The organism is Mycobacterium tuberculosis H37Rv, assembly GCF_000195955.2.
GTDB classification, from domain to species: Bacteria; Actinomycetota; Actinomycetes; order Mycobacteriales; family Mycobacteriaceae; genus Mycobacterium; species Mycobacterium tuberculosis.
Genome location: NC_000962.3, coordinates 1,577,586 through 1,603,928, shown reverse-complemented (window position 1 = coordinate 1,603,928; position 26,343 = coordinate 1,577,586). Strand labels below are relative to the sequence as shown.

Genomic DNA, 26,343 nt, shown 5'->3' with positions numbered 1-26,343 from the left:
ATGCGTATCAGACAAGCATTCGGCTTGATCGCCACCATGCGCCGGGCAGGGTTGATCGCTCCGCTGCGACCAGACCGCTACCTGCGGATCGTCGCCGCCATGCGCCGCGAAGGCATGGGGTTTACGGCGGGGTTCGCCGGTGCGGCCCGACGCTGCCCGGACCGCCCCGGCCTGATCGACGAACTGGGCACGCTGACCTGGCGCCAGCTCGACGAACGCGGCAACGCGCTGGCCGCGGCGCTTCAGGCCCTGCCAGCCGGACCCCCCAGGGTCGTCGGCATCATGTGCCGCAATCATCGCGGCTTCGTCGATGCGCTGTTGGCGGTCAACCGGATTGGCGCGCACATCCTGTTGCTCAACACCTCCTTCGCCGGTCCGGCACTGGCCGAGGTGGTTACCCGCGAAGGCGTCGACACTGTCGTCTATGACGAAGAGTTCAGCGCGACGGTGGATCGCGCGCTGGCGGAAAAACCGCAGGCCACCCGTATCGTGGCGTGGACCGACGAAGACCACGACCTGACCGTTGAGAAACTTGTAGCCGCGCACGCCGGACGGCGGCCCGAGCACACCGGCAGCCACGGAAAAGTGATCCTGCTGACCTCCGGAACCACCGGAACACCCAAGGGCGCCAGGCATTCTGGCGGTGGCATCGGGACACTGAAGGCGATCTTGGACCGCACGCCGTGGCGGGCCGAGGAGGTCACCGTGATCGTGGCGCCGATGTTTCATGCCTGGGGCTTCTCGCAGCTGGTGCTGGCCTCCTCGCTGGCCTGCACGATCGTCACGCGACGCAGGTTCGACCCGGAGGCGACGCTGGACCTGATCGACCGCCACCACGCGACGGGTCTGGTGGTGGTGCCGGTGATGTTCGATCGCATCATGGACCTGCCGGCCGAGATTCGAAACCGCTACGACGGCCGGTCGTTGCGGTTCGCCGCCGCGTCGGGTTCTCGGATGCGGCCCGATGTCGTGATCGCATTCATGGACCAATTCGGCGACGTGATCTACAACAACTACAACGCGACCGAGGCCGGGATGATCGCCACCGCCACACCGGCGGACCTGCGGACCGCACCCGACACCGCGGGTCGGCCCGCCGAAGGAACCGAAATCCGGATCCTGGACCAGCAGTTCACCGAGGTGCCCACCGGCGAGGTCGGCACCATCTACGTCCGCAACGACAGCCAATTCGATGGCTATACATCTGGCGCCGCAAAGGATTTCCATGCCGGGTTCATGTCATCGGGCGACGTCGGCTACCTCGACGAGAACGGCCGGCTGTTCGTCGTCGGGCGCGACGACGAGATGATCGTCTCCGGCGGTGAGAACATCTACCCGATCGAGGTGGAGAAGACGCTGGCCACCCACCCCGACGTGGCCGAGGCCGCGGTGATCGGCGTGGACGACCAGCAGTACGGCCAGCGGCTGGCGGCCTTCGTGGTGCTCAAGCCCGGTGTTTCGGCCACCCCGGAAACCCTCAAGCAGCATGTCCGAGACAACCTGGCCAACTACAAGGTACCGCGCGACATCGCCGTCCTCGACGAGCTGCCACGCGGCATTACCGGCAAGATCCTGCGCACCGAGCTGCAATCACGGGTCGGCAGCTAATGCGATTTCGGCGGATGGCACGCCCGAGACCGTTAACACGTGCAGCGGTGGAATTGCTCAATGCCGCCAACGGATTACGCCCACTGTCCGGTAGCGGCTACAGCACGGTTCTGGCGTTTTGGTTGGGCTGGCCGACGTCGGAAGTGCCAGGAGTGTACCTAGGCGCCTCCGTGCTGGACGCACTGCGCCGCGGCCGCCGAGGCGACTTCGGTGGGCTGAAAGGAAAGGCGGCACTGGCCTTAACGGCAGCGGCCTGGGTGATCCTTGCGGTGATCCGCTACCGCGGCGCCACCACCCCTGGACCGGTGCTCGAAGCGGGCCTGACCGAACAGCTCGGGCCCGACTACGCTAAGGAACTCGCTACCCTGCCCACGGAACCGATGCGTAGCAGAGGTCGCAATCTCCCGCTGCGTACCGCCATGGCACGCCGGCGCTACGTCGAGACGACGAACGTCGTGTGCTACGGCCCATACGGGCGGGCCAACCTGGCCGACATCTGGCGCCGCCGCGACCTGCCACGCGACGCCAAGGCACCGGTGCTGGTACAGGTGCCCGGCGGCGCCTGGGTACTGGGGTGGCGCCGCCCGCAGGCGTATCCGTTGATGAGCCATCTGGCTGCGCGCGGCTGGGTATGCGTGTCGCTGAACTACCGGGTGTCGCCGCGCCACACCTGGCCCGACCACATTGTCGACGTGAAGCGCGCGCTGGCGTGGGTCAAGGAAAACATCGCCGCCTACGGCGGGGATCCGAATTTCGTTGCCATCAGCGGCGGTTCGGCCGGCGGCCATCTGTGCGCCCTGGCGGCGTTGACCCCCAACGATCCGCGATTTCAGCCCGGGTTCGAACAGGTCGACACCTCGGTGGCGGCAGCGGTTCCGGTATACGGGCGTTACGACTGGTTTACGACCGATGCGCCGGGGCGTCGGGAATTCGTCGGGTTGCTCGAAACGTTCGTGGTGAAACGGAAATTCAGCACGCACCGCGACATCTTCGTCGATGCCTCACCGATCCACCATGTGCGGGCCGACGCCCCACCGTTCTTCGTTCTGCACGGCCGCCACGACTCCCTGATCCCCGTGGCCGAAGCCCATGCGTTCGTCGAGGAACTGCGGGCGGTGTCGAAGTCGCCCGTCGCCTACGCGGACCTGCCCCACGCCCAACACGCCTTCGACGTCTTCGGCTCCCCGCGGGCGCATCACACCGCCGAGGCCGTGGCCCGCTTCCTGTCTTGGGTGTACGCGACCAACCCGCCGGCCACGTAGTCAGCTATAGGCCAGCTATTGCTATTCCGCGGCACGCTCCAGCTCGGCCAGTGCCGGTTCGATGGCATCGGCCATCTCGTCGATGTCGTTGGCCACCTCGGGTGTGGTCACCAGGCCGAAATCCAGATAATCCTGGTAGGAGAAGCAGGTGATGTTCAGCGCCACGTCCATCACCGGCGGCCCCAGGGGCACCAGCGAATCCAGCCGCGCGCCGGCCATATATAGCGGGAAGGGTGGACCGGGGACATTGGAGACGACGAGGTTGATTGGGGCCAGGTTGTGTGACAGCCCGCTGGCCGTATAGGCCCGGGCGGCCAGCTGCAGCAGACCCGGTGGCGTGGTCTCGGTCAGCCCCATGATCTGGTGCGCGGAGGGCGCCTTAGCCATTTCCTTGGCGCTGAGGGTGCTCTCGTGGATGGCCGCCAGGCGCTTGGCCGGATCCTCGATATGGGTTGCCAGCGACGCGGTCATCGAGCTGACCTGGTTCCCGACGTCGGCCTTCGTTTCCTCGCTGCGGGTGGAGACCGGAATCTGCGCGATCAACGGCTTGGCGGGCAGCTCGTCACGCTTCTGTAGGTATTGCCGGGCCGCCCCGGCCACCAGCGCCAAGACGACGTCGTTGAGCTTGACGCCGAACGCGTCCTTGACCGCTTTGGCCCTAGCCAGCTCGACGCGTGTGCCGGTAACCCGCCGGTGCGGCGACACCGGCGCATTGAACCGCGTCTTGGGCGCTTCGAAGTATCGCGCCGGTTTGCCGGCCACACCCAATGCCGCGATCTGTTGACGCACGGTTTGCTCCAGCAGCCTGACGATGCGGAAGGGCGTCATGATGCCCACGTTGATCAGCGCACCTATCGCCCGGCGTTCCAGGCCCGGAATCTGGAATCCCACGAAGCCGACCGTTTCCTGTTGCGGTGGTCGTGGTTCTGGTGTGATGTCCAACAGGATTTCGCCCAGCCCGGCACCGGAGACACCGTCGACGATGGCGTGATGCATCTTGGTCAGCGTGGCGATGCGGCCGCCCTCGACGCCCTCGATGACCCACAGTTCCCACAGCGGCCGGGAACGGTCCAGTTTGTAGGACATCAGCCGTCCGACGAGCTCCTCGAGTTCGCGCCGCCCACCGGGAGCCGGAACACCGATGCGGCGGATGTGAAAGTCGATGTCGAGTTCCTCGTCCTCGACGAACCACGGCCGGTCCAGTCCGAGCGGGGCGCCGGTGACCCGCCACCGCAACTGCGGGATCTCCGGCAGCCGTTCGATGATCAACTCGCGGAGCCGCTGAAAGCTGTATTCGGGCGCGTCGCTGGGATCGCAGATCGCCAGTGCGCCCACGTGCATATGCCAGCCTGCGGTTTCCGCGGACCAAAACGCAGCATCAACGCTCGAAAGCCGCTTCATGGTATGACCGTAGTCCCCGGCGCGCCGTCGAGGCCAGCTTCTGCGGTCTCGCGACCAAGTTATCGTCAATGTGTGCAAGCTTCGGCCCAAACATCGGCGAGGCGGTATAGCTTCCCGTCGTACCGGCGACCGCCAGCCGAGAAGCTCGTTTTCCCAGTGTTGCTGGGGATTCTCACGCTGCTGCTGAGTGCGTGCCAGACCGCTTCCGCTTCGGGTTACAACGAGCCGCGGGGCTACGATCGTGCGACGCTGAAGTTGGTGTTCTCCATGGACTTGGGGATGTGCCTGAACCGGTTCACCTACGACTCCAAGCTGGCGCCGTCTCGTCCGCAGGTCGTTGCTTGCGATAGCCGGGAGGCCCGGATCCGCAATGACGGATTCCATGCCAACGCTCCGAGTTGCATGCGGATCGACTACGAATTGATCACCCAGAACCATCGGGCGTATTACTGCCTGAAGTACCTGGTGCGGGTCGGATACTGCTATCCGGCGGTGACGACCCCCGGCAAGCCGCCATCCGTGCTGCTGTACGCGCCGTCGGCGTGCGACGAATCGCTGCCTTCACCGCGGGTAGCCACCGCGCTTGTGCCTGGAACACGTTCTGCAAACCGGGAGTTCAGCCGATTCGTCGTCACCGAGATCAAGAGCCTCGGTGCCGGAGGGCGCTGCGATTCCGCGTCAGTCTCTCTGCAGCCGCCCGAGGAAATCGAAGGGCCAGCAATACCCCCGGCAAGCAGCCAATTGGTGTGCGTGGCACCGAAGTAAGTCAGCCCGCTAGGCGTCTTCCAGCAGATCGGGCGTCACTACGGACTCCGTATCGGGGATGCCGTCCACCTTCGCCTTACGATCCGCCATCGACAACAATCGCCGAATACGTCCGGCTACAGCGTCTTTCGTCATCGGAGGATCGGCAAGCCGGCCCAGCTCCTCCAGCGACGCCTGCCGGTGCTCGACACGCAATTTGCCGGCCGAGGCCAAGTGCTCGGGCACCGTATCGCCGAGGATCTCCAAGGCACGCTCCACCCGGGCGGCCGCGGCAACCGCGGCCCGCGCCGAGCGGCGCAGATTGGCGTCGTCGAAATTGGCGAGCCGGTTGGCCGTCGCACGCACCTCACGACGCAGCCGCCGCTCCTCCCAGACCAGCCGGGTGTCTTGGGCCCCCATCCGGGTCAGCAGTGCGCCGATCGCCTCACCGTCGCGCACCACCACGCGATCGGCACCGCGCACCTCACGAGCCTTGGCGCCGACCCCAAGCCGGCGTGCCGCACCCACCAGCGCCAGCGCGGCCTCCGGGCCCGGGCAACTGACCTCCAACGCCGAGGAGCGTCCCGGCTCAGTCAGCGACCCGTGCGCCAAAAATGCTCCTCGCCACGCAGCTTCAGCGTCATCGATGCTGCCGCCGACGACCTGGGCCGGCAGACCCCGCACGGGACGACCGCGCATGTCAAGCAGTCCGGTTTGGCGTGCCAACGCCTCGCCGTCGTTGGCGACCCGCAGCACGTAGCGGGTGCTCTTGCGAATCCCGCTGGCCGACAACACATGCACCACCGCCGTGTAGCCGTAGAGCTCGAAGATCTCCTTACGCAGCCGCCGTGCGATACTGCCCAGGTCCAGCTCGGCTTCGACCACCACGCGGCCGCCCACGATGTGCAACCCGCCGGCGAATCGCAGCAGAGAGGTGACCTCCGCGCGCCGCGCGCTGACGGACTTCACCACCAGTCGGCTCAGCTCGTCTTTGACATCGGTCGTCATCGCCACGCGTCGTCACCCCTCGGTCGTCCACCGTCGATCGGTATCTCCTGTGTGGCCGCCACCGGAGGCTCCGACGCGCCGACGTCGCGCGCACACACCCCGTCGAGGACCGCCGCCAGCTTGCCCGGGTCATGTAAAGGTGTACCAGGTCTGGCGACATCGGCGAAGTGGACCTCGGCCTGCAGCATCGTCGCCGTGCGGCGCAGTTGCTCCCGCTCCCGTTCGCTCGGCACTCGTTCGGCGTCGATGATGATGTCGTGAACGGTGAACCCGGGCGCGTGTTGGGCTAGCACGTGCAGATGACGCTCCACCGAGAAACCGGCCGTCTCTCCCGGTTCAGCCACCAGGTTGAGCACCAGGGCACGGCGGGCCGACGTTGCTCGCAGCGCTGCGGCCAGACCCGGCACCAGCACATGGGGTATCACGCTGGTGAACCACGACCCGGGCCCCAGGACCACCAGATCGGCAGCCATGATGGCGTCGACAGCCTGCCGGGTCGCCGGCGGGTCAGTCGGCAGCAGCCGCACCCGGCGCACCTTTCCGGGCGTGGTCGCGATCGCCACCTGGCCACGGATCAGGCGGAACATGCGCGGGTCGGCCTCCAGACCGGAGACATCGGCCTCGATCTGAAGCGCGACCGGGCACATCGGCAGCACCCTGCCTTTCACCCCGAGGATGCGCCCGAGTTCGTCAAGAGCCGCGACCGGATCGGCCAGCACCTCGGACAGGCCCGCTAGCATCAGATTGCCGATCGGATGTCCGGCCAGCGCACCACTGCCGCCGAATCTGTGCTGCAGAATAGTTGCCCACAGGCGTCCGTGCGGGCTATCGGATGCCAACGCCGCCAAGGCCATTCGCAGATCGCCCGGCGGCACCACATCGAGCTCGCTGCGCAGCCGGCCCGACGAGCCACCGTCATCGGCGACGGTCACCACGGCGGTAACGTAGGGTGTCAACCGGCGGGCCGCAGACAGCGTCGCATACAAGCCGTGTCCGCCGCCCAGCGCGACGATGCCATCGGTCATTCGCGACCCAGATCCCGGTGCAGCGCCCGCACCGACAGTTGCTGATCGGAGCGCAGAAGTCCCATCAGTGCTTCAGCGATCGCGACGCTGCGATGCTTACCACCGGTACAGCCGATGGCGATTGTCATATAGCGCTTCCCCTCTCGGCGGTAGCCGTCGACAACCAGGGATAGCAACCGATGGTAGGACTCGAGGAACTCAGCCGCGCCCGGCCGGTGCAGCACATAGTCGCGCACGGCCGGATGTTGGCCGGTCAGTGGCCGCAACTCGTCCACCCAGTGCGGGTTCGGCAGGAACCGCACGTCCATGACCATGTCGGCGTCCATCGGCAGGCCGTACTTGAACCCGAAGGATTCAACGGTGACGCTGGTGGTCGCGCCGCCATCACCGCCGAAGGCACGCTCGATGCTATCCCTTAAGCCCCCCACCGACAGTGTCGACGTGTCGATGATCAGGTCGGCGGTGGCGCGAACCGGTGCTAGCATCCTGCGCTCTGCGGCAATGCCCTCGGCCAGAGTCTGCTCACCCTGCAGCGGATGACTGCGGCGATTCTGTTCGTAGCGGCGCACCAACGTGTCATCGGACGCCTCCATGAACACCACACGCGGGGTGATGGCACGCGTGGCCAGCTCGTTGCGGACCGAATCGAGGTCGCCGGTGAATCCGCGCGATCGCACATCCATTACCACCGCCAGCTGGGTGATCCGTGATCCGGCGGCCAGCCCGAAGTCCACCATGCGGGTAATCAGCTGGGGCGGCAGATTGTCGGCCACATACCAGCCCAGGTCTTCCAGCACTTTAGCCGCCGTGCCGCGCCCGGCCCCGGACAGCCCGGTTACCAAGACGACGTCGATACCGCCGCCTTCCGAACGATTCTCGACGCCCCTAGCATGGTTCATCATCGCGCGGCCCCCGATGAGTCAGGTCGCAGTGCGTCGTGGACGGCCGTGGCCGTGGCCACGCCGATACCGGGAACAGCGGTGATTTCGTCGACGGTGGCCTCCTTGAGGCGAGCGATCGATCCGAAATGGGTGACCAGCGCTTTGCGGCGATGCTCCCCCAATCCCGGCACCGAGTCCAGCGCTGAGGCAGTCATCCGCGTCGACCGCTTGCTGCGATGGTAGGTGATAGCGAACCGGTGTGCCTCGTCTCGCACTCGCTGCAGCAGATAGAGTCCCTCACTGTTGCGCGGCATGATAATCGGGTCCGGCTCCGACGGCACCCATACCTCTTCCAGCCGCTTGGCCAGGCCGATCACCGCGACGTCGGTAACACCGAGTTCGTCGATTACCGCACTGGCCGCGTTGACTTGCGGCGCGCCGCCGTCGACGACGTACAGATTGGGCGGATAGGCGAATCTACGCGACTTCCTTTCCGGAGAAAGAAGATCCGGATCGCTCTGATCGCGCAGGTGCCGCAGGAAGCGGCGCCGGGTCACCTCGGCAATACAGGCCACGTCGTCGGAGCGCCCCTGGCCTGCGGCTTCCCGGATCCCGAAGTGGCGGTAGTCCGACTTGCGCGGCAGGCCGTCTTCGAACACCACCAGTGACCCGACCACGTCGGTGCCCTGCACATGGCTGACGTCGACACACTCGATCCGCAAGGGTGCGTCTGCCAGGCCCAACGAGTCCTGAATGCTCTGCAGCGCAGCGGATCTGGCGTTGAAATCGCTGGCCCGCTTCAGCTTGTGTTGTTGCAGTGCATCTTCTGCGTTTCGGTGCACCGTTTCGGCCAGTGCCCGCTTGTCCCCGCGGCGCGGCACCCGCAGCACGACCCTTGAGCCGCGCAGGCCGGACAGCCAGCTGGCCAGCTCCTCGGCGTTGGACGGCAAACAGGGCACCAGCACCTCGCGGGGAACCGGGTTGGCGGATTCGTCGGCGGCGTCGTCCAACGCCGCCTGGTCGCCGTAGAACTGTGTCAGGAATTGCTCGACCAACTGGATTCCGGAATCTCCTGGCTCTCCTGGCTTTTCGACAATCCAGCCACGCTGGCCGCGGACCCGTCCGCCGCGCACGTGGAACACTTGCACCGCCGCCTCGAGTTCGTCGTCGGCGAATGCCACCACGTCGGCGTCGGTGCCGTCCCCGAGCACCACGGCCTGCTTTTCCATGGCACGCTTCAGTGCGGACAGGTCGTCGCGAAGCCGCGCCGCTCGTTCGAAGTCCAGTTGCTCGGCCGCGGCGTTCATTTGCTGTTCCAAGGCGCGGGCGAACCGGTCGGTCTTGCCGGACAGAAAGTCGCAGAAGTCTGCCACGATCTGGCGGTGCTGGGCCGCATCGACCCTGCCAATACACGGCGCGGAACATTTGTCGATGTAGCCGAGCAGGCATGGACGATCGATCTGCCTGTGCCGCTTAAACACCCCCGCCGAGCAAGTTCGCGCCGGAAACACCCGGGTGAGCAGATCCAGCGTTTCCCGGATTGCCCACGCGTGCGAGTACGGCCCGAAATAGCGCACACCCTTGCGCCGCGGACCGCGATAGACCATCAACCGGGGAAATTCCTCGCCCAGGGTGACCGCCAGCACAGGGTAGGACTTGTCGTCGCGGTAGCGGACGTTGAATCGCGGATCGAACTCCTTGATCCAGGTGTATTCCAGCTGCAGTGCCTCAACCTCGGTCCCCACGACCGTCCATTCGACCTTGGCCGCGGTGGTCACCAGCTGCCGGGTCCGCGGCGCTAGGCTGGCCACGTCGGCAAAATAGGACGTCAGCCGGCTACGCAGGCTCTTGGCCTTGCCGACGTAGATGACTCGCCCATGCTGGTCCCGGAATCGGTACACGCCCGGCTCGACCGGGATGGACCCGGGCGCGGGGCGATACGTTGCGGGATCTGGCACGTATCTAGGCTAGTGGTCGCTTCGACGGCGCCCAGAAAGGCGGGGGTTCGCCGGGCAGGCCGGTTACGGCACGCTATCCCACTGTTGGTCGGGTGCATTGGGGTCGCACCAGCGGGTGGACACCCAGGTCCCAGGATCCGGACCGCCGAGAACCGTGAGGCAGGCATCAAGATCACTCTTGACCAGGCCGTCGGGCTGGACAGTCCAGTGCTGGCTGATCCAGTTCACACAGGGCTGCAGGCGCGCCCACAAAGCATTTCCGATATTCACGCATTCCCCGGGGAAGGCCACGCTCTCGACCTGCCGGTCATCGGTGAGATTCCAGCGCTGAAAGTCGGTCCCATTGCAGGGGTTGATCACCAGCGGGCTGAACCAGCTCCCACTCGGGGCGTCCAGGCAAACATCGCCCAATCGGCTCTTCAGCTGGACCGGGCCGTCGGCACTAGCCGCACCGGCGTTTAGCACCGCCACATCGAACACCGCACCGACCACGACAAGGACCCGGAGCACACCGCCCACCAACCGTAATTCACCCATTTCCCCGCCATTCTCTCATCGTGGTCTGGGTAATGCACCACGAGCGGCGCAGTTCACAGTGGGCCGTCGTCGGGATCCGATGGTGGGCCGTGGGACACATTTGAGTATGCCCAGGCCGCCGTGACTTTGACCCCGTTTGGCCGGTTCAAACCCGCCCGCGAAGAGCATGGGGGCTGGCGTTAAACCTGGCTGTCCAGTTGGGCCCGCCGTTTCGACGCCCATTCCGCCATGGGGAATCCGGGCTTGAAGCCACACGCCGATAACACCAGCACCGCGTGCGGGACCACAGCCAATCCGTAATCACACGTCCAGCGCGGATTGCTCATGGTCCATACCAGGACACCGTCTGACAGCGTAGCGAAGTACCTGAGTCGCATGGGCGTCGATCTGCCGGCCCGGCTCACTCCGACGGCATCGCCACGGCAGTGGGACACGTCGCGGAACCCGTTCCAGACCACATCGTGGACGTTCAGGACATTCGTGTAGACATCGACCGACTCTGCGTACGGCAGCGGACCGGTGACGTTATAAGCCGCCTCGGCGTGGTCCGACGAGCCGTCAGGCCGCAGCGGGGAACCTTTGAACAGCAGCGCCGCCGAGCACTCGGGTGGAACGGCGCTGGTGAAGTAGCTGTCGCCGACGCGAGACTGGGTTACCTGGCCGAACGGAGCGCGATCCCCGTCCTGCAGCAGCAGGTCGCGCGCCCTCGCCGGCTTGGCGGATGTGGGCAGCCCGGACGACCGGTCGGTAGCACGCATCGCGCGGCCCGCTACCGACTCGGTGCAAGCAGCCAGGGCCAACACCACCACAAGGACCAAGCTCGCCCCCGCCCAACCCCTACAGCCAGGGCGCCCAAGACATGCCATTTCGCGATCGTACGGGAAGTCGCTTCAGCGGGCGCACAGGTCAGGCCGGTATCGAGCCAGCAACGAGCGCACCGTGTCCATGGCGGCCACGGCGCGGTCCTTATCCACTGCTTGGATCGCCATCACCGGGATGTACTCGTCGTCGGCCAGGTCGATCCGCGCCCACCGGCTACCGCCGGGAAACGACACACCGATCACTTCAGACCACCCAACGATCCTGTCACCCAACAGATTCCGCACCGAAAGCCCGGCAGAACCCACCCGCAGCCGCGGCCGCGCGAACAGTAGCACCGCCCCGGCGAGGACCAGCCCCAGGGCACCCATTGCCACCTGATCAGCGGTCTGGAAGACCACGCCACTGGACCCGACCTTGAGCAGCAGGCCCCCCGCGACGTGCGCTACCGCGATCAGAAACGCTGCAGCGTAGGCAAATAACGGCGTCCAGTGAGGACGCAACACGACGTCCCAGTCGTTCGGTGCGGCGGTCACGAGTGAGCGCGCAGCTCGCGCAGGGTCAACGCGGTGGCCAGGGCTGCCACAGTCGCCTGGGCGCCCTTGTCCTCGGCCGACGTCGGTAGCCCCGCCCGATCCAGCGCCTGCTCCTCGGTGTTGGTGGTCAGCACGCCGTTGGCGATCGGCGTCGAGGAATCCAGCGATACCCGGGTCAGTCCCTGGGTTACCGCATCGCACACGTAGTCGAAATGTGGTGTCTGACCGCGGATCACGACGCCAAGTGCGACGACGGCATCATGATTGCGGGCCAATTCCTGCGCCACCACCGGAATCTCGATCGCGCCGAGCACCCGAACCACAGTCGGGTCATCGAGGCCACACCCGGCGGCCACCTTGCGGGCGCCGTCCAACAGCGCGTCGCAGATCTTTCCGTGCCAGCTGCTGGCGACAATCGCCAGCCGCACACCAGACGCATCCAGCGACGGCAGATCCGGCACCCCGGCGCCACCCTTCACAAGGCACCGCCGAATTCTCCGGGCAGATGCACGGATTCGTGAAAATCGTCCAACCCAGCCAAGTCGTGCCCCAATTTGTCACGCTTGGTCATCAGGTAACGGATGTTCTCCGCGTTGGCCCGCACCGGCAGCGGCACGCGCTCGATGATGTGCAATCCGTATCCATCCAGTCCCACCCGCTTGGCCGGGTTGTTGGTCAGCAGCCTCATCGAACGTACCCCAAGATCGACCAGGATCTGTGCGCCGATCCCGTAATCCCTTGCGTCGGCAGGTAGTCCAAGCTTGAGATTGGCGTCAACGGTGTCGGCACCGGCGTCCTGCAGTTGGTAGGCCTGCAGTTTGTGCATCAGGCCGATGCCGCGGCCCTCGTGGCCACGCATGTACAGCACCACGCCGCGCCCCTCACGGGCGACCATCGCCAGCGCGGCGTCCAGCTGAGGCCCGCAATCGCAGCGGCGTGACCCAAACACATCGCCGGTCAAGCACTCCGAATGCACCCGGACCAGCACGTCGTCACCGTCGGCGTTGGGCCCGGCGATCTCGCCGCGGACCAGCGCGACATGTTCCACGTCCTCGTAGATGCTGGTGTAGCCGATGGCGCGAAACTCCCCATGACGAGTCGGAATCCGCGCCTCGGCGACCCGCTCAATGTGCTTCTCGTGCTTGCGCCGCCATTCGATCAAGTCAGCAATGGTGATCAGCGCCAGACCGTGCTCATCGGCGAACACCCGCAATTCATCGGTGTGCGCCATCGAGCCCTCATCTTTTTGGCTGACGATCTCGCAAATCGCCCCCGCGGGTTGCAGCCCGGCCATCCGGGCCAGGTCCACGGCGGCCTCGGTGTGGCCGGGCCGGCGCAGAACCCCACCATCCTTGGCCCGCAAGGGGACCACGTGACCGGGGCGGGTGAAATCGTCGGCCACACTGGTCGGATCGGCCAGCAACCGCATGGTGGTAGCCCGATCGGACGCCGAAATGCCAGTTCCAATGCCATTCCGTGCATCGACTGTGACGGTGTATGCCGTCCCGTGCTTGTCCTGGTTCACCGCGTACATGGGCAACAGGCCCAGCCGGTCGCAGATGGCACCGTCCAGCGGAACGCACAGGTATCCGGAGGTGTAGCGGACCATGAAGGCCACCATCTCCGGCGTTGCCTTCTCGGCGGCGAAGATCAGGTCACCCTCGTTCTCCCGGTCTTCGTCGTCGATGACGATGACGGCCTTACCCGCCGCAATGTCGGCAACCGCCCGCTCGACGGAGTCCAACCTCGTCATCTTTGCTACCTAGCTGTCAGGCCTGGCCGCACGCGAAGCCCACGTGTTCCATTCAGTATGAACCATTGAGCCAGGCGGTATTGCCGTGACCAAGTGCGACAGGATCAATGGTTCTTACCGCGGGCGGCGACTTTCCAGCGATCAATCAGGGTTGCGTCGCGCACCACGGCGACATCATCTACGAGGTTGGTGGTCAGGCACACGTGGTTGGGAATCACCCGCAGACGTGTTCCCACCGGCGGGAGCGGGGCGTCGTCGGGCCAGACAACGGTGGCGTGATGCTCCGACAGCGCCGCGATGCGCGCATCGGCGTGGTCGATCAGACGGCCGAACCCAGTCGCCCAGGCCGGACGATCGCTGCCGAGAATCTTGCTACCGCAGTCAAGGACAATTCGGCGCAAGCCGGACCTGCAGTCCTGGCGGCTCACTACGGTGGCGGCAACGGTCAGCGCGATGTCCGCCGGCGCGCAGCGCCCGAGTTCCAGTTGCTGGGCGTCACCGAGCACATAGACGCCGGGACGTCTCGGAGGCCCCGTCCGCGGCGGTGAGCAATGCGGTGGGAGTGGACCCACCGCTGCGGCAGCTGATCGGGAAGCCCACCGCGACCAGCGCGTTCGCCGCGTCGTTGAGAGCGCGCCGCTCTTGCTCGCCGGCTTCGCCGGGTTTACCTGGCGCATAACTGTGACCGGGGAAGGTGAACACCCCCACCAGGTGAAGCCCAGCCTCACCGACGGCGTGGGCGACCTCCAACACTTGTTCGGCACGGACGCCGCTGCGGTGATGGCCACTGTCGATTTCGATGAGAACATCGATCGCGCCAGCGGCGTCTGCGAGCCGTGCGCCGGTGTTCGAAGCGCCCTCGGCGGTGCCCGCACCGACAGCGATGCGAGCGCGGTCAGCCAGCTGACGGAGCCGGTCGGCTTGGCGTGTGCCGATCCACAATGGGTAGGTGATGAATACGTCGTCGGCGCCGTGGTCGACGAATACCTCGACTTCCCCGATGGTGGCCACCGTCAGGCCGCGCGCCCGCGCGGAGTTGCATATGGGCGATCTCAGGCAGCTTGTGCGTCTTCACGTGGGGACGCAGGGCGATCCCTTTCGCGGCGACGGCGGAACTCATTCGCCCGATGTTGCGGTCAAGGATGTCGCGGTCGATCAGCACGTCGGGCGTATCGATCTCGTCCGGAATGCAAGACATGGGGCTCCCTCCCTCGGCGAGCGATGTCAGCCGGCGCTCCGCATTAACCGCTCAACATACTTTGCGACTACGTCGACTTCGAGGTTCACCCGGGTTCCCACCGCAGCGGACCCCAGCGTGGTCAGCTCCCGGGTCGTCGGGATCAGCGAGACCTCAAACCAGTCCCGCTGTTCGGCGCCGAGCCCGGAGACCGTCAGAGAAATCCCGTCGACGGTGATCGAGCCCTTTTCGACGACATAGCGAGCCACCGAAGCCGGCATCTCGATGCGCACCACTTCCCAGTGCTCGGAGGGACAACGCGCCACGATTTCACCGGTGGCGTCCACATGTCCCTGCACGATGTGCCCGCCGAGCCGGCTGCCCAGCGCCGCGGCGCGTTCCAGGTTCACCCGGCTGCCGGGCCGTAGCTCACCCAGGTTGGACCGGTTCAGTGTCTCGGCCATCACGTCGGCGGTGAATTGGCCGTCGGGCAATACATCGACGACCGTCAGACACACGCCGTTGACAGCGATCGAGTCGCCGTGGCCGGCGTCGGCGGTAACCATCGGACCGCGGATGGTCAGCCGCGCCGCATCGACCAGGGCCTCACGCCCGGTCACTTCTCCGCGTTCCTCAACAATTCCGGTGAACATCGCACCAGGTTAGGCAGCAATCCCGCGGACCCGCACCCCACTCGCCGACCGGCCAACTCACAGACACCCTCTACGATGCAGGGTATGCGGACCCCCAGACGCCACTGCCGTCGCATCGCCGTCCTCGCCGCCGTTAGCATCGCCGCCACTGTCGTTGCCGGCTGCTCGTCGGGCTCGAAGCCAAGCGGCGGACCACTTCCGGACGCGAAGCCGCTGGTCGAGGAGGCCACCGCGCAGACCAAGGCTCTCAAGAGCGCGCACATGGTGCTGACGGTCAACGGCAAGATCCCGGGACTGTCTCTGAAGACGCTGAGCGGCGATCTCACCACCAACCCCACCGCCGCGACGGGAAACGTCAAGCTCACGCTGGGTGGGTCTGATATCGATGCCGACTTCGTGGTGTTCGACGGGATCCTGTACGCCACCCTGACGCCCAACCAGTGGAGCGATTTCGGTCCCGCCGCCGACATCTACGACCCCGCCCAGGTGCTGAATCCGGATACCGGCCTGGCCAACGTGCTGGCGAATTTCGCCGACGCAAAAGCCGAAGGGCGGGATACCATCAACGGCCAGAACACCATCCGCATCAGCGGGAAGGTATCGGCACAGGCGGTGAACCAGATAGCGCCGCCGTTCAACGCGACGCAGCCGGTGCCGGCGACCGTCTGGATTCAGGAGACCGGCGATCATCAACTGGCACAGGCCCAGTTGGACCGCGGCTCGGGCAATTCCGTCCAGATGACCTTGTCGAAATGGGGCGAGAAGGTCCAGGTCACGAAGCCCCCGGTGAGCTGATCAGCATGCGAGCAGGACGTCGAGTCGCGATTAGCGCGGGCAGCCTGGCAGTACTGCTGGGCGCCCTGGACACCTATGTCGTGGTCACCATCATGCGCGACATCATGAACAGCGTTGGTATACCGATCAACCAACTCCACCGGATCACCTGGATCGTCACGATGTACCTCCTGGGCTACATCGCCGCCATGCCGTTGCTGGGCCGGGCTTCCGACCGATTCGGGCGCAAGCTGATGCTGCAGGTCAGCCTGGCCGGGTTCATCATCGGCTCGGTAGTGACCGCGCTGGCCGGGCATTTTGGCGATTTCCACATGCTGATCGCGGGCCGCACGATCCAGGGTGTTGCCAGCGGCGCGCTATTGCCGATCACGCTGGCGCTGGGCGCCGATTTGTGGTCGCAGCGCAACCGCGCCGGCGTGCTCGGCGGTATCGGCGCCGCGCAGGAGCTCGGCAGCGTTCTGGGCCCGTTGTACGGAATCTTCATCGTTTGGCTATTGCACGACTGGCGTGACGTGTTCTGGATCAACGTCCCGTTGACCGCGATCGCCATGGTAATGATCCACTTCAGCCTGCCCTCACACGACCGCAGCACGGAGCCCGAGCGAGTCGACCTGGTCGGTGGTCTGCTGCTGGCACTCGCGTTGGGCCTCGCCGTCATCGGGCTGTACAACCCCAATCCCGACGGCAAACACGTACTGCCGGACTACGGGGCTCCGTTGCTGGTCGGCGCTCTCGTTGCCGCGGTGGCGTTCTTCGGTTGGGAACGTTTCGCTCGCACCCGGCTGATCGACCCGGCCGGTGTGCACTTCCGGCCGTTCCTGTCCGCGCTGGGTGCCTCCGTCGCCGCCGGCGCGGCGCTGATGGTGACGCTGGTTGATGTCGAGCTGTTCGGCCAGGGCGTGCTGCAGATGGACCAGGCTCAGGCGGCCGGAATGCTGCTGTGGTTCCTTATCGCCCTACCGATCGGGGCAGTGACGGGCGGGTGGATCGCCACCAGGGCCGGTGACCGTGCGGTGGCCTTTGCCGGACTGCTTATTGCGGCGTACGGTTACTGGCTTATTTCCCACTGGCCGGTGGACCTGTTGGCCGATCGGCACAACATCCTCGGATTGTTCACCGTGCCGGCGATGCACACCGACCTGGTGGTGGCTGGTTTAGGGTTGGGGCTGGTGATCGGGCCGCTATCGTCGGCCACCCTACGGGTTGTCCCGTCGGCCCAGCACGGCATCGCTTCGGCGGCGGTGGTGGTCGCCCGGATGACCGGCATGTTGATCGGCGTGGCCGCGCTGAGCGCCTGGGGGTTGTACCGGTTCAACCAGATCCTGGCGGGGTTGTCGGCGGCCATCCCGCCCAACGCCAGCCTGCTCGAGCGCGCGGCCGCAATTGGAGCCCGGTACCAGCAGGCGTTCGCGCTGATGTACGGCGAGATATTCACCATCACCGCGATCGTGTGCGTGTTCGGCGCGGTGCTAGGTCTGTTGATCAGCGGCCGCAAGGAACATGCCGATGAACCGGAAGTCCAGGAGCAACCGACCCTGGCGCCCCAAGTGGAGCCGCTCTAACGAGCCACCAAGCTCAGCAACAGATCCGGTCCGACCTTTTCGACGCTGTCGAACTGCCAACGCAACGCGTTGGTGATGTTGGACACCCCGACGTCATCGACCGCGGTAACCGGACCGCCCAACAGGATCGGTGCGACGTAGGCCAGGATCCGGTTGATCGCACCCGCTCGTAGGAAGGCGCCGGCGAGGGTGGGACCTCCTTCCAGCAGCACGTCGGTGCGATCCGACAACGCCCTGAGCACCTCCATAGGTTCGTGGGTGCGGATCATCATGGTGCGTGCCTCGTCGTTGAGGACCCGTGCTTCCGGCGGTATGTCGCGCTTGCCCACCACCACGCGCAGCGGCTGCTGCGGCGCCAGCGAGCCGTCGGCCAGCCGCGCGGTCAGGGCCGGGTCGTCGGCGAGGACGGTGCCGGTGCCGACCAAGATCGCGTCGGCGATGGCGCGGCGGCGATGCAGATCCAGGCGTGCGGCCTCGCTGGAGATCCACTGGCTGGAGCCGTCGGCGGCGGCGCTGCGGCCGTCGATGCTGGTGGCGTACTTCCAGGTGACATGCGGCAGACCGGTGCGTTGCTTGTGGAGCCACTCCCGCAGCGGTCCGGCCGCCACCTGTTCAGCCAACACCCCGGACCGCACCTGTAGGCCCGCTGCTGACAGCCGGCCCGCGCCACCCCCAGCGATCCCGTTCGGGTCGGCGACGGCGTAGACCACCGTCCCCACCCTGGCTTCGATCAGAGCGTTCACGCATGGCGGAGTCTTGCCGTAGTGGTTACAGGGTTCCATGGTGACCACCACGATGGCGCCGGCAGCCAATCCGCCGGCCCGGCGCAGCGCCACCACCTCGGCATGATCGCCACCGGCCGGCTCGGTGCCGCCGGCGCCGACGATCCGACCGTTGGGATCCACAATGACGGCCCCCACTGGGGGTTTTGGATAAGTCGTGCCTTTGACCTGGTAGGAGTGCTCGATGGCGAGACCCATAGCCTCGTCGATGCTCTTGACCTGCTCCACGTTCATAGGCTCAGGTGGAGTGAGGCGGCACCGGCCTGTCGCCGTAGTGCCGCAACCGCCGCGGCCGGGTCATCGGCGCCGTACACCGCCGATCCGGCGACAAAGCAGTCGACGCCGGCCTCGGCAGCCTGCTCAATCGTGTCGTCGTTGATGCCGCCGTCGATCTCGACCAGGATCGTCAGCTCGCCCGCGTCGACCATCTTGCGCACCGCACGCACCTTGCTCAGCACCTCGGGAATGAACCGCTGGCCACCGAAGCCAGGCTCTACCGACATGACGAGCAGGGTGTCGAAATGGGGCAGGATGTCCAGGTATGGCTCCAGCGGGGTCCCCGGCTTCACGCTGATCCCGGCTTTGGCCCCCGCGGCCCGGATATCGCGGGCCACGCCGACCGGGTTGTCGGTGGCCTCCGCGTGGAAGGTGACGTTGTAGGCGCCCGCCTCGGCATACGGCGGAGCCCACCGGTCCGGGTTGTCGATCATTAGATGGCAATCCATCGGGATGTCGGTGACCGCCAGCAGGCTCTCCACCACCGGCAGGCCGATGGTCAGGTTTGGCACGAAGTGACCGTCCATCACGTCTACATGCAACCAGTCGGCGCCGTTGACCGCGGCCGCTTCGTCCGCGAGTCTGGCGAAATCAGCGGCTAGGATCGACGGCGCTATCAGCGGTCCCCCCGTGCTACCGGCCATGAGCGACACATTACTGAGCCGCTGCGGCGAACCTCACGTCAGGCGGCGCAACGCCGCGGCGAACATGGCGTCGGTACCGTGCCGGTGCGGCCACAGCTGAACGTGGGGCCCCTCCCCCAGCCCCGCGATCACCGGCTCGAACAGTGGGCGGGTATCGAGCGCGTGAACCGGATGTCGGCGTAGCGCGTCGGCGACAGCACCCACAGTCTCGGCCAGGTGCGGCGAGCATGTGGCATAGAGCACGACACCGCCGGGCCGAGTCAGCGCGATGGCGGCGCTCAACAACTCGCGTTGTAGCTTGGCCAGTGCCGCTACGTCCGCCGGCTGACGACGCCAACGGGCCTCCGGCCGACGGCGTAACGCGCCCAGCCCGGTGCAGGGCGCATCCACCAGCACCCGGTCGAAACCCGGGTCGAGGTCGGTGTGCCGCCCGTCGACACGCAAGAGCTCAACCGGCAGCCCGCGGGTGTTCTGTGCTACCAGGTCCGCGCGGTGTGGCGAGGGTTCCACCGCGGTCACCCGGGCTGCGCACTGCAAACCCAGCCCGGCCAACAGCGCGGTCTTGCCGCCCGGTCCGGCACACAGGTCCAGCCACCGTCCGGTATCGCCGTCGACTGGCGCCAGGGTCAATGCTCGGGCGACTAACTGGCTGCCCTCGTCCTGGACCAGCGCTTGGCCGTCGCGCACCGGCGCCAGTCGCCCCGGGTCACCGCGCGGCAGATACACCGCAAACGGCGAATACCGACCGACGGTTCCGCGCACCGCGCGGGCCAGTTCGCCGGCGGTCAGCACCCCGGGGCGTGCCGCCAGGTGCACCGCTGGCCGTTCGTCGTCGCTGGCCAAAACTGCCTCGAGCTCCCCGACCGCCGCGCCCAACGCGTCAGCAAAGGCCTGGGCGATCCATCGGGGATGCGCATGCACGAACGCGGCATGCCCGATCGGATCGTTCTGCGCATCAGGAGCGAGTTCGCCAACCCAGGACCGCTCGTCTCGGCCGGCGATCGTTCGTAGTACACCGTTGACGAAACCTGCTCGCGCCGAATCGAATTCGATTCCGGCCTGCTCGACGGTGGTCGACACTGCGGCGTGTGCGTCGACCCGCGTGCGCAGCAATTGGTAGGTGCCGAGCCGCAACAGGTCTAGCAGCACCGGATCGATCGCCTGCGGCGAACGCTCGGCGGCCGCACCGATGACCGCGTCGAGCAGGCCGCGGGCTCGGCAGGTGCCGTATGTCAGCTCGGTGGCGAACGCGGCGTCGCGACCGCCGATACCGCGTTGGGCCAGCAGCGCGGGCAACACCAGGTTCGCGTAGGCGTCGCGCGCACTAACCGCCCGCAGCGTCTCGAAGGCCGCACGACGCGCCGGGTCCAGCGGCCGGCGGCGCGGCCCACGCGATCTAGGGGTCATGTTGCCCGTGCGGCCAGGTCCAGCCGTGCGCCCCGCGCCCAGTCGGCCGCGTTCATGAGTTTCTTGCCGGGCGGCTGAATCTGGCCCAGCCGCACCGGTTCCGAGCCGGTGCCGATCCACACGCTCGTGCGTTCCACGTGGATTCCACCGGGCGGCAAGGGCTTCGATGGCCGGTGAGCGGCGTCGAGGTGCACCGGTCCAAGTTTGACCCGTAAGTCACCGATGAGCGTCCAGGCGCCGGGGTTGGGAGTGACGGCGCGGATCCGCCGCTCCACGACCGCCGCCGGCAAGTCCCATCGCACCCGGGCATTCGCTACGGTGATTTTCGGCGCCACGCTGACCCCGTCTGCCGGTTGCGGCCGCGGCGTCAGCCGCTGATCGGCGATGCCATCCAGCGTGGTCGATAGCAGCGCTGCCCCCGATACCGCCAGTCGCTTAAGTAGATCGCCCGCGGTGTCGGTCGGCTGGATCACCTCGGTGACGACACCGTATATCGGTCCCGAGTCCAGGCTTGGCTCAATCTGGAACGTCGTGGCTCCGGTGATCGTGTCTCCCGCGGCGATGGCGGCCTGCACCGGCGCCGCGCCACGCCAGGCCGGCAGCAGCGAGAAGTGCAGGTTGACCCAGCCATGCGGCGGCACGGCCAGCAAGGGACCGCCGAGCAGGGCTCCGTAGGCAACCACGGCGCAGCACTCTGGCGCCAGATCCGACAGTTCGGCGACGAACTCTGCCGAGTTCGGTCGCGATGGCCGCAGCACCGGAATGCCGCGCTCTGCCGCCTCACGGGCCACCGGTGACGGCTGCGGCTTGCCCCGCCGGCCGGAGGCGGCATCCGGACGGGTCAACACGGCGATCACGTCGTGACTGGGCGATTCGATGAGCCTGCGCAGCGAGGCCAGCGCGGGTTCGGGGGTGCCGGCAAAGACAAGGCGCACGCGCCCAGTCTAAGAAGCGCCGCCGACGTGGCGTGGGCCACAATTCCGACACGCGCGATAGTTAGAGGAATACACTATTTCTGATGCATACTGTATCCGGTGGGTACGCAAGGCACGCTACTGCCCAGGCTCCCGCCGTGCCCGCGACAACGATGTCGAAGTTCGCAGCCACATCACTTACTTCTCAGGAGACCTGATGACTATCGACACACCTGCTCGCGAGGACCAAACGCTTGCGGCCACACACCGGGCGATGTGGGCCCTGGGTGACTACGCCCTGATGGCAGAAGAGGTGATGGCGCCACTCGGCCCGATCCTGGTTGCCGCCGCGGGCATCGGGCCGGGTGTTCGGGTGCTCGACGTCGCCGCTGGCTCTGGCAATATTTCGCTGCCCGCAGCCAAGACGGGTGCCACGGTCATTTCCACCGACCTGACGCCCGAGCTGCTGCAGCGGTCCCAGGCCAGGGCCGCCCAACAGGGGCTGACCCTGCAATACCAGGAAGCCAACGCGCAAGCCCTGCCGTTTGCCGACGACGAGTTCGACACGGTGATCTCAGCGATCGGCGTGATGTTCGCACCGGATCATCAGGCCGCGGCCGACGAGCTGGTCCGCGTCTGCCGGCCTGGCGGGACGATCGGTGTGATCAGCTGGACGTGCGAGGGATTCTTCGGCCGGATGCTGGCAACCATTAGGCCATACCGGCCCAGCGTGTCGGCGGATCTGCCGCCGTCGGCGTTGTGGGGACGTGAGGCCTATGTCACTGGTCTGCTGGGCGATGGAGTCACTGGCCTCAAGACGGCCCGTGGCTTGTTGGAAGTGAAGCGGTTCGACACCGCCCAGGCCGTCCACGACTACTTCAAGAACAACTATGGCCCGACGATCGAGGCCTACGCGCACATCGGTGACAACGCGGTGCTGGCCGCCGAGCTCGACCGCCAGCTTGTCGAACTCGCAGCGCAATACCTGTCGGACGGTGTCATGGAATGGGAGTACCTGCTGCTCACCGCCGAAAAGCGCTGAGGCGGGCAATCCGGCCTGTGTCGGGTCGTCCCAGCACGTAACGGACGGCCCGACACGGGCTCGGCCGCTAGCTACTCGATTTCGTAGCGTGCGTCGGGCTCACCGCCCGCCTCGGTGAACGCCGTCAGGGCACGCACCAGCCCATGGCGTTCCGCCGGTGCCATCTGTTCCACGATGCGGGCGATCTCGGTGCGCCGGTGCTCGGTGACCTGACGGACGACATCTCGTCCACGCTTGGTCAGCGCCGCCAGCAGCTCCCGTCGAGAGGTGGGGTGCGGTAACCGGTCGATCAGTTCGGCGCCGACCAACCGGTCGACCATGCGGCCGGTGGCCGACGGTTGCACACCCAGCAACGTCGCCAGCGTAGCCAGGTTAATCGGACCGTGATTAGACAAAATCACCAGGGTCCGGAACTGCGGGATGGTGATGTTTTCATCGACCTGAGCGATTGAATGGGCCGAGATGGCTACCAGCAACCGGGACGCCGTCAGCAATGCATCGGTGATCACGTCCACGGATTCCTCGGCTGTCGCCGGATATTCCGTTGGCATCATTACCCCTTTCCCGGGGCCGTCCCCGGCGTCAACTTCGTCGTACACCGTGCGGGTAAGTCAGGAAAGTCTAGCATCTGACCATCGTCGACATTGATTATTTAGAACGTATACTGTTGTCTGCTGACACAATTCGGTACCAGCCTCACCCGACGTCTCGCAGGAGTTCCGATGACTGTCTACACACCCACCAGCGAGCGCCAGGCGCCGGCGACCACGCATCGGCAAATGTGGGCATTGGGCGACTACGCCGCCATCGCCGAGGAGCTGTTGGCCCCGCTTGGCCCAATCCTAGTCTCCACCAGCGGTATTCGCCGCGGCGATCGCGTGCTTGACGTGGCCGCGGGCTCGGGCAACGTATCGATCCCGGCAGCCATGGCAGGTGCCCACGTCACTGCCAGCGACCTGACGCCCGAGCTGCTGCGCCGCGCCCAGGCGCGTGCTGCGGCAGCCGGACTGGAGCTCGGCTGGCGGGAAGCCAACGCAGAAGCCCTCCCGTTTAGCGCCGGCGAATTCGATGCGGTGCTCTCGACCATCGGGGTGATGTTCGCCCCGCGTCATCAGCGCACCGCCGACGAACTGGCCCGGGTCTGCCGGCGCGGCGGCAAGATCAGCACCCTGAACTGGACCCCCGAGGGTTTCTACGGCAAATTGCTGTCCACCATCAGACCGTACCGGCCGACGCTGCCGGCGGGAGCGCCGCACGAGGTGTGGTGGGGAAGCGAGGATTACGTGAGTGGCCTGTTTCGCGACCATGTGTCCGACATCCGTACCCGGCGAGGATCGCTGACAGTGGACCGGTTCGGTTGCCCGGACGAATGTCGCGACTATTTCAAGAATTTCTACGGCCCGGCGATCAACGCCTACCGCTCCATCGCCGACAGCCCCGAGTGCGTCGCCACACTCGACGCCGAAATCACCGAACTTTGTCGCGAATACCTCTGCGACGGCGTGATGCAGTGGGAATACCTTATCTTCACCGCCCGGAAGTGTTGAGCTAGCGGTTACTCCGTTTACCCGATATGCAGCGGGTCAATCTGTACCCGAACCAGGCTACGGGTTTGCCGGGTTTGCCGCGCACTGAGCACACCGATGCCGCGCCGCAGACTCGCCGCCAACTCCAGGCCCTGCTCGCGGCACACCCGCAGCAACATCCTGATGACCGGCGCATCGGCGGGGATGCCCGCCGGGCGACGGACGCCGGGTGGCAGGTCCACCGGGCCCAGCAGATCGGCTTGGAGGCGATCCGGGTCGGGCAGCCGAGCCGCCTCCAGCAATGCCGTCACGGTGCCGGCAGGGCCGTCAAGAGCAGCGATGTGCACACTTGGCGGCAGGCCGACTTCGGTTCGGGCTGCCAGTTCGGCCTCCGCGTGACCGACCGGATCCCACCGGATCAGCGATTGCACTGTCGGAATGGACGATTCGGCGACCACGGTCACCACACCGCCCGCCCCGCGCGGCCGAACCAGGGCGGCCGCCGTCATCCAGCGCCACAGCGCGTCCTCGGCCGCGCGCAAGTCTTGACGGCCCAGCAGCGCCCAGCTATCCAGCAGCAGCGCCGCCCCATACCCGCCGGGCGCCCGGGGTTCGGCTCCTGGAGTGGCGACCACCAGGGCTGGGCCGGCGTCGAGCTGGGGCACCAGGGTGTCGCCGGCCGACGTAATCACCGCCGTACCCGGGAATGCCCGGCCGAGCTCTTCGGCAGTGCGCCGGGCCCCCACCACCACGGCACGCACCACGTCCGACCCACAGCGCACGCATCGCAGTGTCGGGTCCACCCGTCCACACCAGCGACATACCGCACCGGGCGAGCCGGCGCCTTGCAGCGATAGCGGACCCGTGCACGACCGGCAACGAGCGATCGCCCGGCAGCGCCCGCAGGCCAGCGAGGGGATGTACCCGCGCCGCGGCACCTGCACCAGCACCGGCGCCCCGGACTGCAGCGCTGAGCGCGCGGCGCGCAGCGCGATGGACGGTAGCCGTGCGGTGCGGGCGGCCGGGTCTCGCGCGTCGTCGTATCCGCTGTCGTCGAGGGCAACCACGCGAGGAGAGCGTGCACGCACCTCCGGCCGGGGTGCAACCACGTCGTGCGCCCAGCCGCTACGCACCAGCGCGTGGGCCTCGGCCGTGCGGGCGTAGCCGCCGATCAGCGCTGCGCACCGCGCCTGATGCGCCCGCAGCATCGCCACCTCACGGGCGTGCGGATAGGGTGCCCGCGGCTCAGCCAGGGAGTCGTCGGCGTCGGCCCAGACCATGACCAGGCCCAGCTCGCTCAACGGCGCGAACACCGCGCTGCGGGTGCCAATCACCAGCCGCGCGCTGCCCCGCAACGCGGCCAGCCAGCGCCGATAGCGTGCCTCCGGGCCCAGGCCGGCCGACAGTGCTACCACACTGTGCTCATCGACGAGGGCCGTCGCGGCCTGCCACAGGGTGTCCAGATCCCGCTGATCGGGCACGATCGCCAGTACCGTGCGCCCGGCACGTACGGTCTGCGCGGCAGCCTCGGCGAATCGGTCCGCCCACAGCTCGCCCGGTAGCGCCTGCCAAACGGCCCGCGCAGCGCGCGAGTCGGCCAGCGCGGCCAGGAATTGCCGACCGCGACCGTAGGCCGCCCAACCCGACGGGTCGACCGGCGCTACCACCGGCCGACCCGGGGCCGTGGTGATTTCCCGCTCCACCCGTGCGTGCCGGGCGGGCACTGCGAGCCGCAATACGTCCTGGCGGGTCCCGGCGTAGCGCGCCGCCACCGCATCGACCAACCGGCGGATCTCCGTGGTGAGCACCGGTTCGGGCGACACCACACGATCCAGCCAGCCCAGCTTGCCGTGGTGATCGCTGTCGCTGCGGCGCTCTAGGACAAACCCGTCGACCAGCCGACCGTGAAACCGCACCCGTACCCGCACCCCCGGCTGGGCATCGTCGGAGTGTTCGGCGGGCACCAAGTAGTCGAAGTCGCGGTCCAGGTGCGGCACCGACAACATCGGCAGCACCCGCGCGATCGGCTCTAC

26 protein-coding genes are annotated in these 26,343 nt (G+C 66.8%); 7 read left to right on the top strand and 19 right to left on the bottom strand.

The window, feature by feature from the left end:
* Both fadD12 and lipO read left to right on the top strand, forming a co-directional pair.
* Positions 1-1,608 (top strand): acyl-CoA synthetase, encoded by a 1,608-nt coding sequence (gene fadD12, locus Rv1427c; RefSeq protein ID NP_215943.1) that lies wholly within the window; start codon positions 1-3, stop codon positions 1,606-1,608.
* Positions 1,608-2,870: an esterase LipO gene (lipO, locus tag Rv1426c; RefSeq protein NP_215942.1), complete on the top strand. Its 1,263-nt coding sequence runs from the start codon at positions 1,608-1,610 to the stop codon at positions 2,868-2,870. Before fadD12 ends, lipO begins: the two co-directional genes overlap by 1 nt.
* 21 nt (positions 2,871-2,891) lie before the next feature.
* Here lipO and Rv1425 read toward each other — a convergent pair whose 3' ends face one another.
* Entirely contained in the window at positions 2,892-4,271 is a 1,380-nt protein-coding gene (locus Rv1425; protein NP_215941.1) for a diacyglycerol O-acyltransferase, read from the bottom strand.
* Positions 4,272-4,274: 3 nt separating this feature from the next.
* On the opposite strand from Rv1425, the gene Rv1424c reads away from it, so the two are divergent.
* Positions 4,275-5,036, top strand: a complete 762-nt coding sequence (locus Rv1424c; protein ID NP_215940.1) for a membrane protein — start codon at positions 4,275-4,277, stop codon at positions 5,034-5,036.
* Positions 5,037-5,045: 9 nt separating this feature from the next.
* Here Rv1424c and whiA read toward each other — a convergent pair whose 3' ends face one another.
* From whiA to ribC, 12 genes are all read right to left on the bottom strand, one after another.
* On the bottom strand, positions 5,046-6,023 hold the full coding sequence (whiA, locus tag Rv1423) for a transcriptional regulator WhiA (protein ID NP_215939.1): 978 nt from the start codon (positions 6,021-6,023) through the stop codon (positions 5,046-5,048).
* The gene (locus tag Rv1422; protein NP_215938.1) at positions 6,020-7,048 is read right to left on the bottom strand and encodes a hypothetical protein; all 1,029 of its coding nucleotides are present in this window, start codon (positions 7,046-7,048) and stop codon (positions 6,020-6,022) included. The genes whiA and Rv1422 overlap by 4 nt, the downstream gene beginning before the upstream one ends.
* Positions 7,045-7,950, bottom strand: a complete 906-nt coding sequence (locus Rv1421; protein NP_215937.1) for a hypothetical protein — start codon at positions 7,948-7,950, stop codon at positions 7,045-7,047. Before Rv1421 ends, Rv1422 begins: the two co-directional genes overlap by 4 nt.
* A complete protein-coding gene (gene uvrC / locus Rv1420; protein NP_215936.1) occupies positions 7,947-9,887 on the bottom strand; it encodes an excinuclease ABC subunit UvrC in 1,941 nt (646 codons plus the stop codon). The genes Rv1421 and uvrC overlap by 4 nt, the downstream gene beginning before the upstream one ends.
* A gap of 63 nt (positions 9,888-9,950) precedes the next feature.
* Positions 9,951-10,424 (bottom strand): hypothetical protein, encoded by a 474-nt coding sequence (locus Rv1419; protein NP_215935.1) that lies wholly within the window; start codon positions 10,422-10,424, stop codon positions 9,951-9,953.
* A 179-nt stretch (positions 10,425-10,603) separates the two neighbouring features.
* Complete coding sequence (gene lprH, locus Rv1418) at positions 10,604-11,290, bottom strand: lipoprotein LprH (protein NP_215934.1); 687 nt, start codon at positions 11,288-11,290, stop codon at positions 10,604-10,606.
* 24 nt (positions 11,291-11,314) lie between these two features.
* Positions 11,315-11,779 (bottom strand): membrane protein, encoded by a 465-nt coding sequence (locus tag Rv1417; RefSeq protein ID NP_215933.1) that lies wholly within the window; start codon positions 11,777-11,779, stop codon positions 11,315-11,317.
* The gene (gene ribH / locus Rv1416; protein ID NP_215932.2) at positions 11,776-12,258 is read right to left on the bottom strand and encodes a 6,7-dimethyl-8-ribityllumazine synthase; all 483 of its coding nucleotides are present in this window, start codon (positions 12,256-12,258) and stop codon (positions 11,776-11,778) included. Before ribH ends, Rv1417 begins: the two co-directional genes overlap by 4 nt.
* A complete protein-coding gene (ribA2, locus tag Rv1415) occupies positions 12,255-13,532 on the bottom strand; it encodes a bifunctional riboflavin biosynthesis GTP cyclohydrolase II/3,4-dihydroxy-2-butanone 4-phosphate synthase (protein ID NP_215931.1) in 1,278 nt (425 codons plus the stop codon). Before ribA2 ends, ribH begins: the two co-directional genes overlap by 4 nt.
* 104 nt (positions 13,533-13,636) lie before the next feature.
* Positions 13,637-14,038, bottom strand: a complete 402-nt coding sequence (locus Rv1414) for a hypothetical protein (protein NP_215930.1) — start codon at positions 14,036-14,038, stop codon at positions 13,637-13,639.
* On the bottom strand, positions 14,028-14,543 hold the full coding sequence (locus Rv1413) for a hypothetical protein (RefSeq protein ID NP_215929.1): 516 nt from the start codon (positions 14,541-14,543) through the stop codon (positions 14,028-14,030). The genes Rv1414 and Rv1413 overlap by 11 nt, the downstream gene beginning before the upstream one ends.
* 213 nt (positions 14,544-14,756) lie before the next feature.
* Positions 14,757-15,362: a riboflavin synthase gene (ribC, locus tag Rv1412; protein ID NP_215928.1), complete on the bottom strand. Its 606-nt coding sequence runs from the start codon at positions 15,360-15,362 to the stop codon at positions 14,757-14,759.
* Between the two features lie 84 nt (positions 15,363-15,446).
* On the opposite strand from ribC, the gene lprG reads away from it, so the two are divergent.
* Together lprG and Rv1410c are read left to right on the top strand one after the other, a co-directional pair.
* Positions 15,447-16,157, top strand: coding sequence for a lipoprotein LprG (gene lprG / locus Rv1411c; protein NP_215927.1), 711 nt, complete (start codon positions 15,447-15,449; stop codon positions 16,155-16,157).
* A gap of 5 nt (positions 16,158-16,162) precedes the next feature.
* Positions 16,163-17,719 (top strand): aminoglycosides/tetracycline-transport integral membrane protein, encoded by a 1,557-nt coding sequence (locus Rv1410c; RefSeq protein ID NP_215926.1) that lies wholly within the window; start codon positions 16,163-16,165, stop codon positions 17,717-17,719.
* Here Rv1410c and ribG read toward each other — a convergent pair.
* Genes ribG through fmt form a run of 4 tightly spaced genes read right to left on the bottom strand, consistent with a single transcriptional unit; the run spans position 17,716 to position 21,763 of the window.
* Entirely contained in the window at positions 17,716-18,735 is a 1,020-nt protein-coding gene (gene ribG / locus Rv1409; RefSeq protein NP_215925.1) for a bifunctional riboflavin biosynthesis diaminohydroxyphosphoribosylaminopyrimidine deaminase/5-amino-6-(5-phosphoribosylamino) uracil reductase, read from the bottom strand. The two genes, Rv1410c and ribG, sit on opposite strands and share 4 nt — an antisense overlap.
* Entirely contained in the window at positions 18,732-19,430 is a 699-nt protein-coding gene (gene rpe / locus Rv1408) for a ribulose-phosphate 3-epimerase (protein NP_215924.1), read from the bottom strand. Before rpe ends, ribG begins: the two co-directional genes overlap by 4 nt.
* Positions 19,431-19,454: 24 nt before the next feature.
* Positions 19,455-20,828, bottom strand: a complete 1,374-nt coding sequence (gene fmu / locus Rv1407; protein NP_215923.1) for a 16S rRNA m5C967 methyltransferase — start codon at positions 20,826-20,828, stop codon at positions 19,455-19,457.
* Entirely contained in the window at positions 20,825-21,763 is a 939-nt protein-coding gene (gene fmt, locus Rv1406; RefSeq protein ID NP_215922.1) for a methionyl-tRNA formyltransferase, read from the bottom strand. The genes fmu and fmt overlap by 4 nt, the downstream gene beginning before the upstream one ends.
* A gap of 196 nt (positions 21,764-21,959) precedes the next feature.
* On the opposite strand from fmt, the gene Rv1405c reads away from it, so the two are divergent.
* Complete coding sequence (locus Rv1405c) at positions 21,960-22,784, top strand: methyltransferase (RefSeq protein ID NP_215921.1); 825 nt, start codon at positions 21,960-21,962, stop codon at positions 22,782-22,784.
* Between the two features lie 71 nt (positions 22,785-22,855).
* On the opposite strand, the gene Rv1404 is transcribed toward Rv1405c, so the two are convergent.
* Positions 22,856-23,338: a transcriptional regulator gene (locus Rv1404; RefSeq protein NP_215920.1), complete on the bottom strand. Its 483-nt coding sequence runs from the start codon at positions 23,336-23,338 to the stop codon at positions 22,856-22,858.
* 168 nt (positions 23,339-23,506) lie between these two features.
* Between Rv1404 and Rv1403c the strand changes: the two genes are divergently transcribed.
* Positions 23,507-24,331 (top strand): methyltransferase, encoded by an 825-nt coding sequence (locus Rv1403c; RefSeq protein ID NP_215919.1) that lies wholly within the window; start codon positions 23,507-23,509, stop codon positions 24,329-24,331.
* Positions 24,332-24,348: 17 nt separating this feature from the next.
* On the opposite strand, the gene priA is transcribed toward Rv1403c, so the two are convergent.
* On the bottom strand, positions 24,349-26,316 hold the full coding sequence (gene priA / locus Rv1402; RefSeq protein ID NP_215918.1) for a primosomal protein N': 1,968 nt from the start codon (positions 26,314-26,316) through the stop codon (positions 24,349-24,351).
* Positions 26,317-26,343 lie beyond the last annotated feature (27 nt).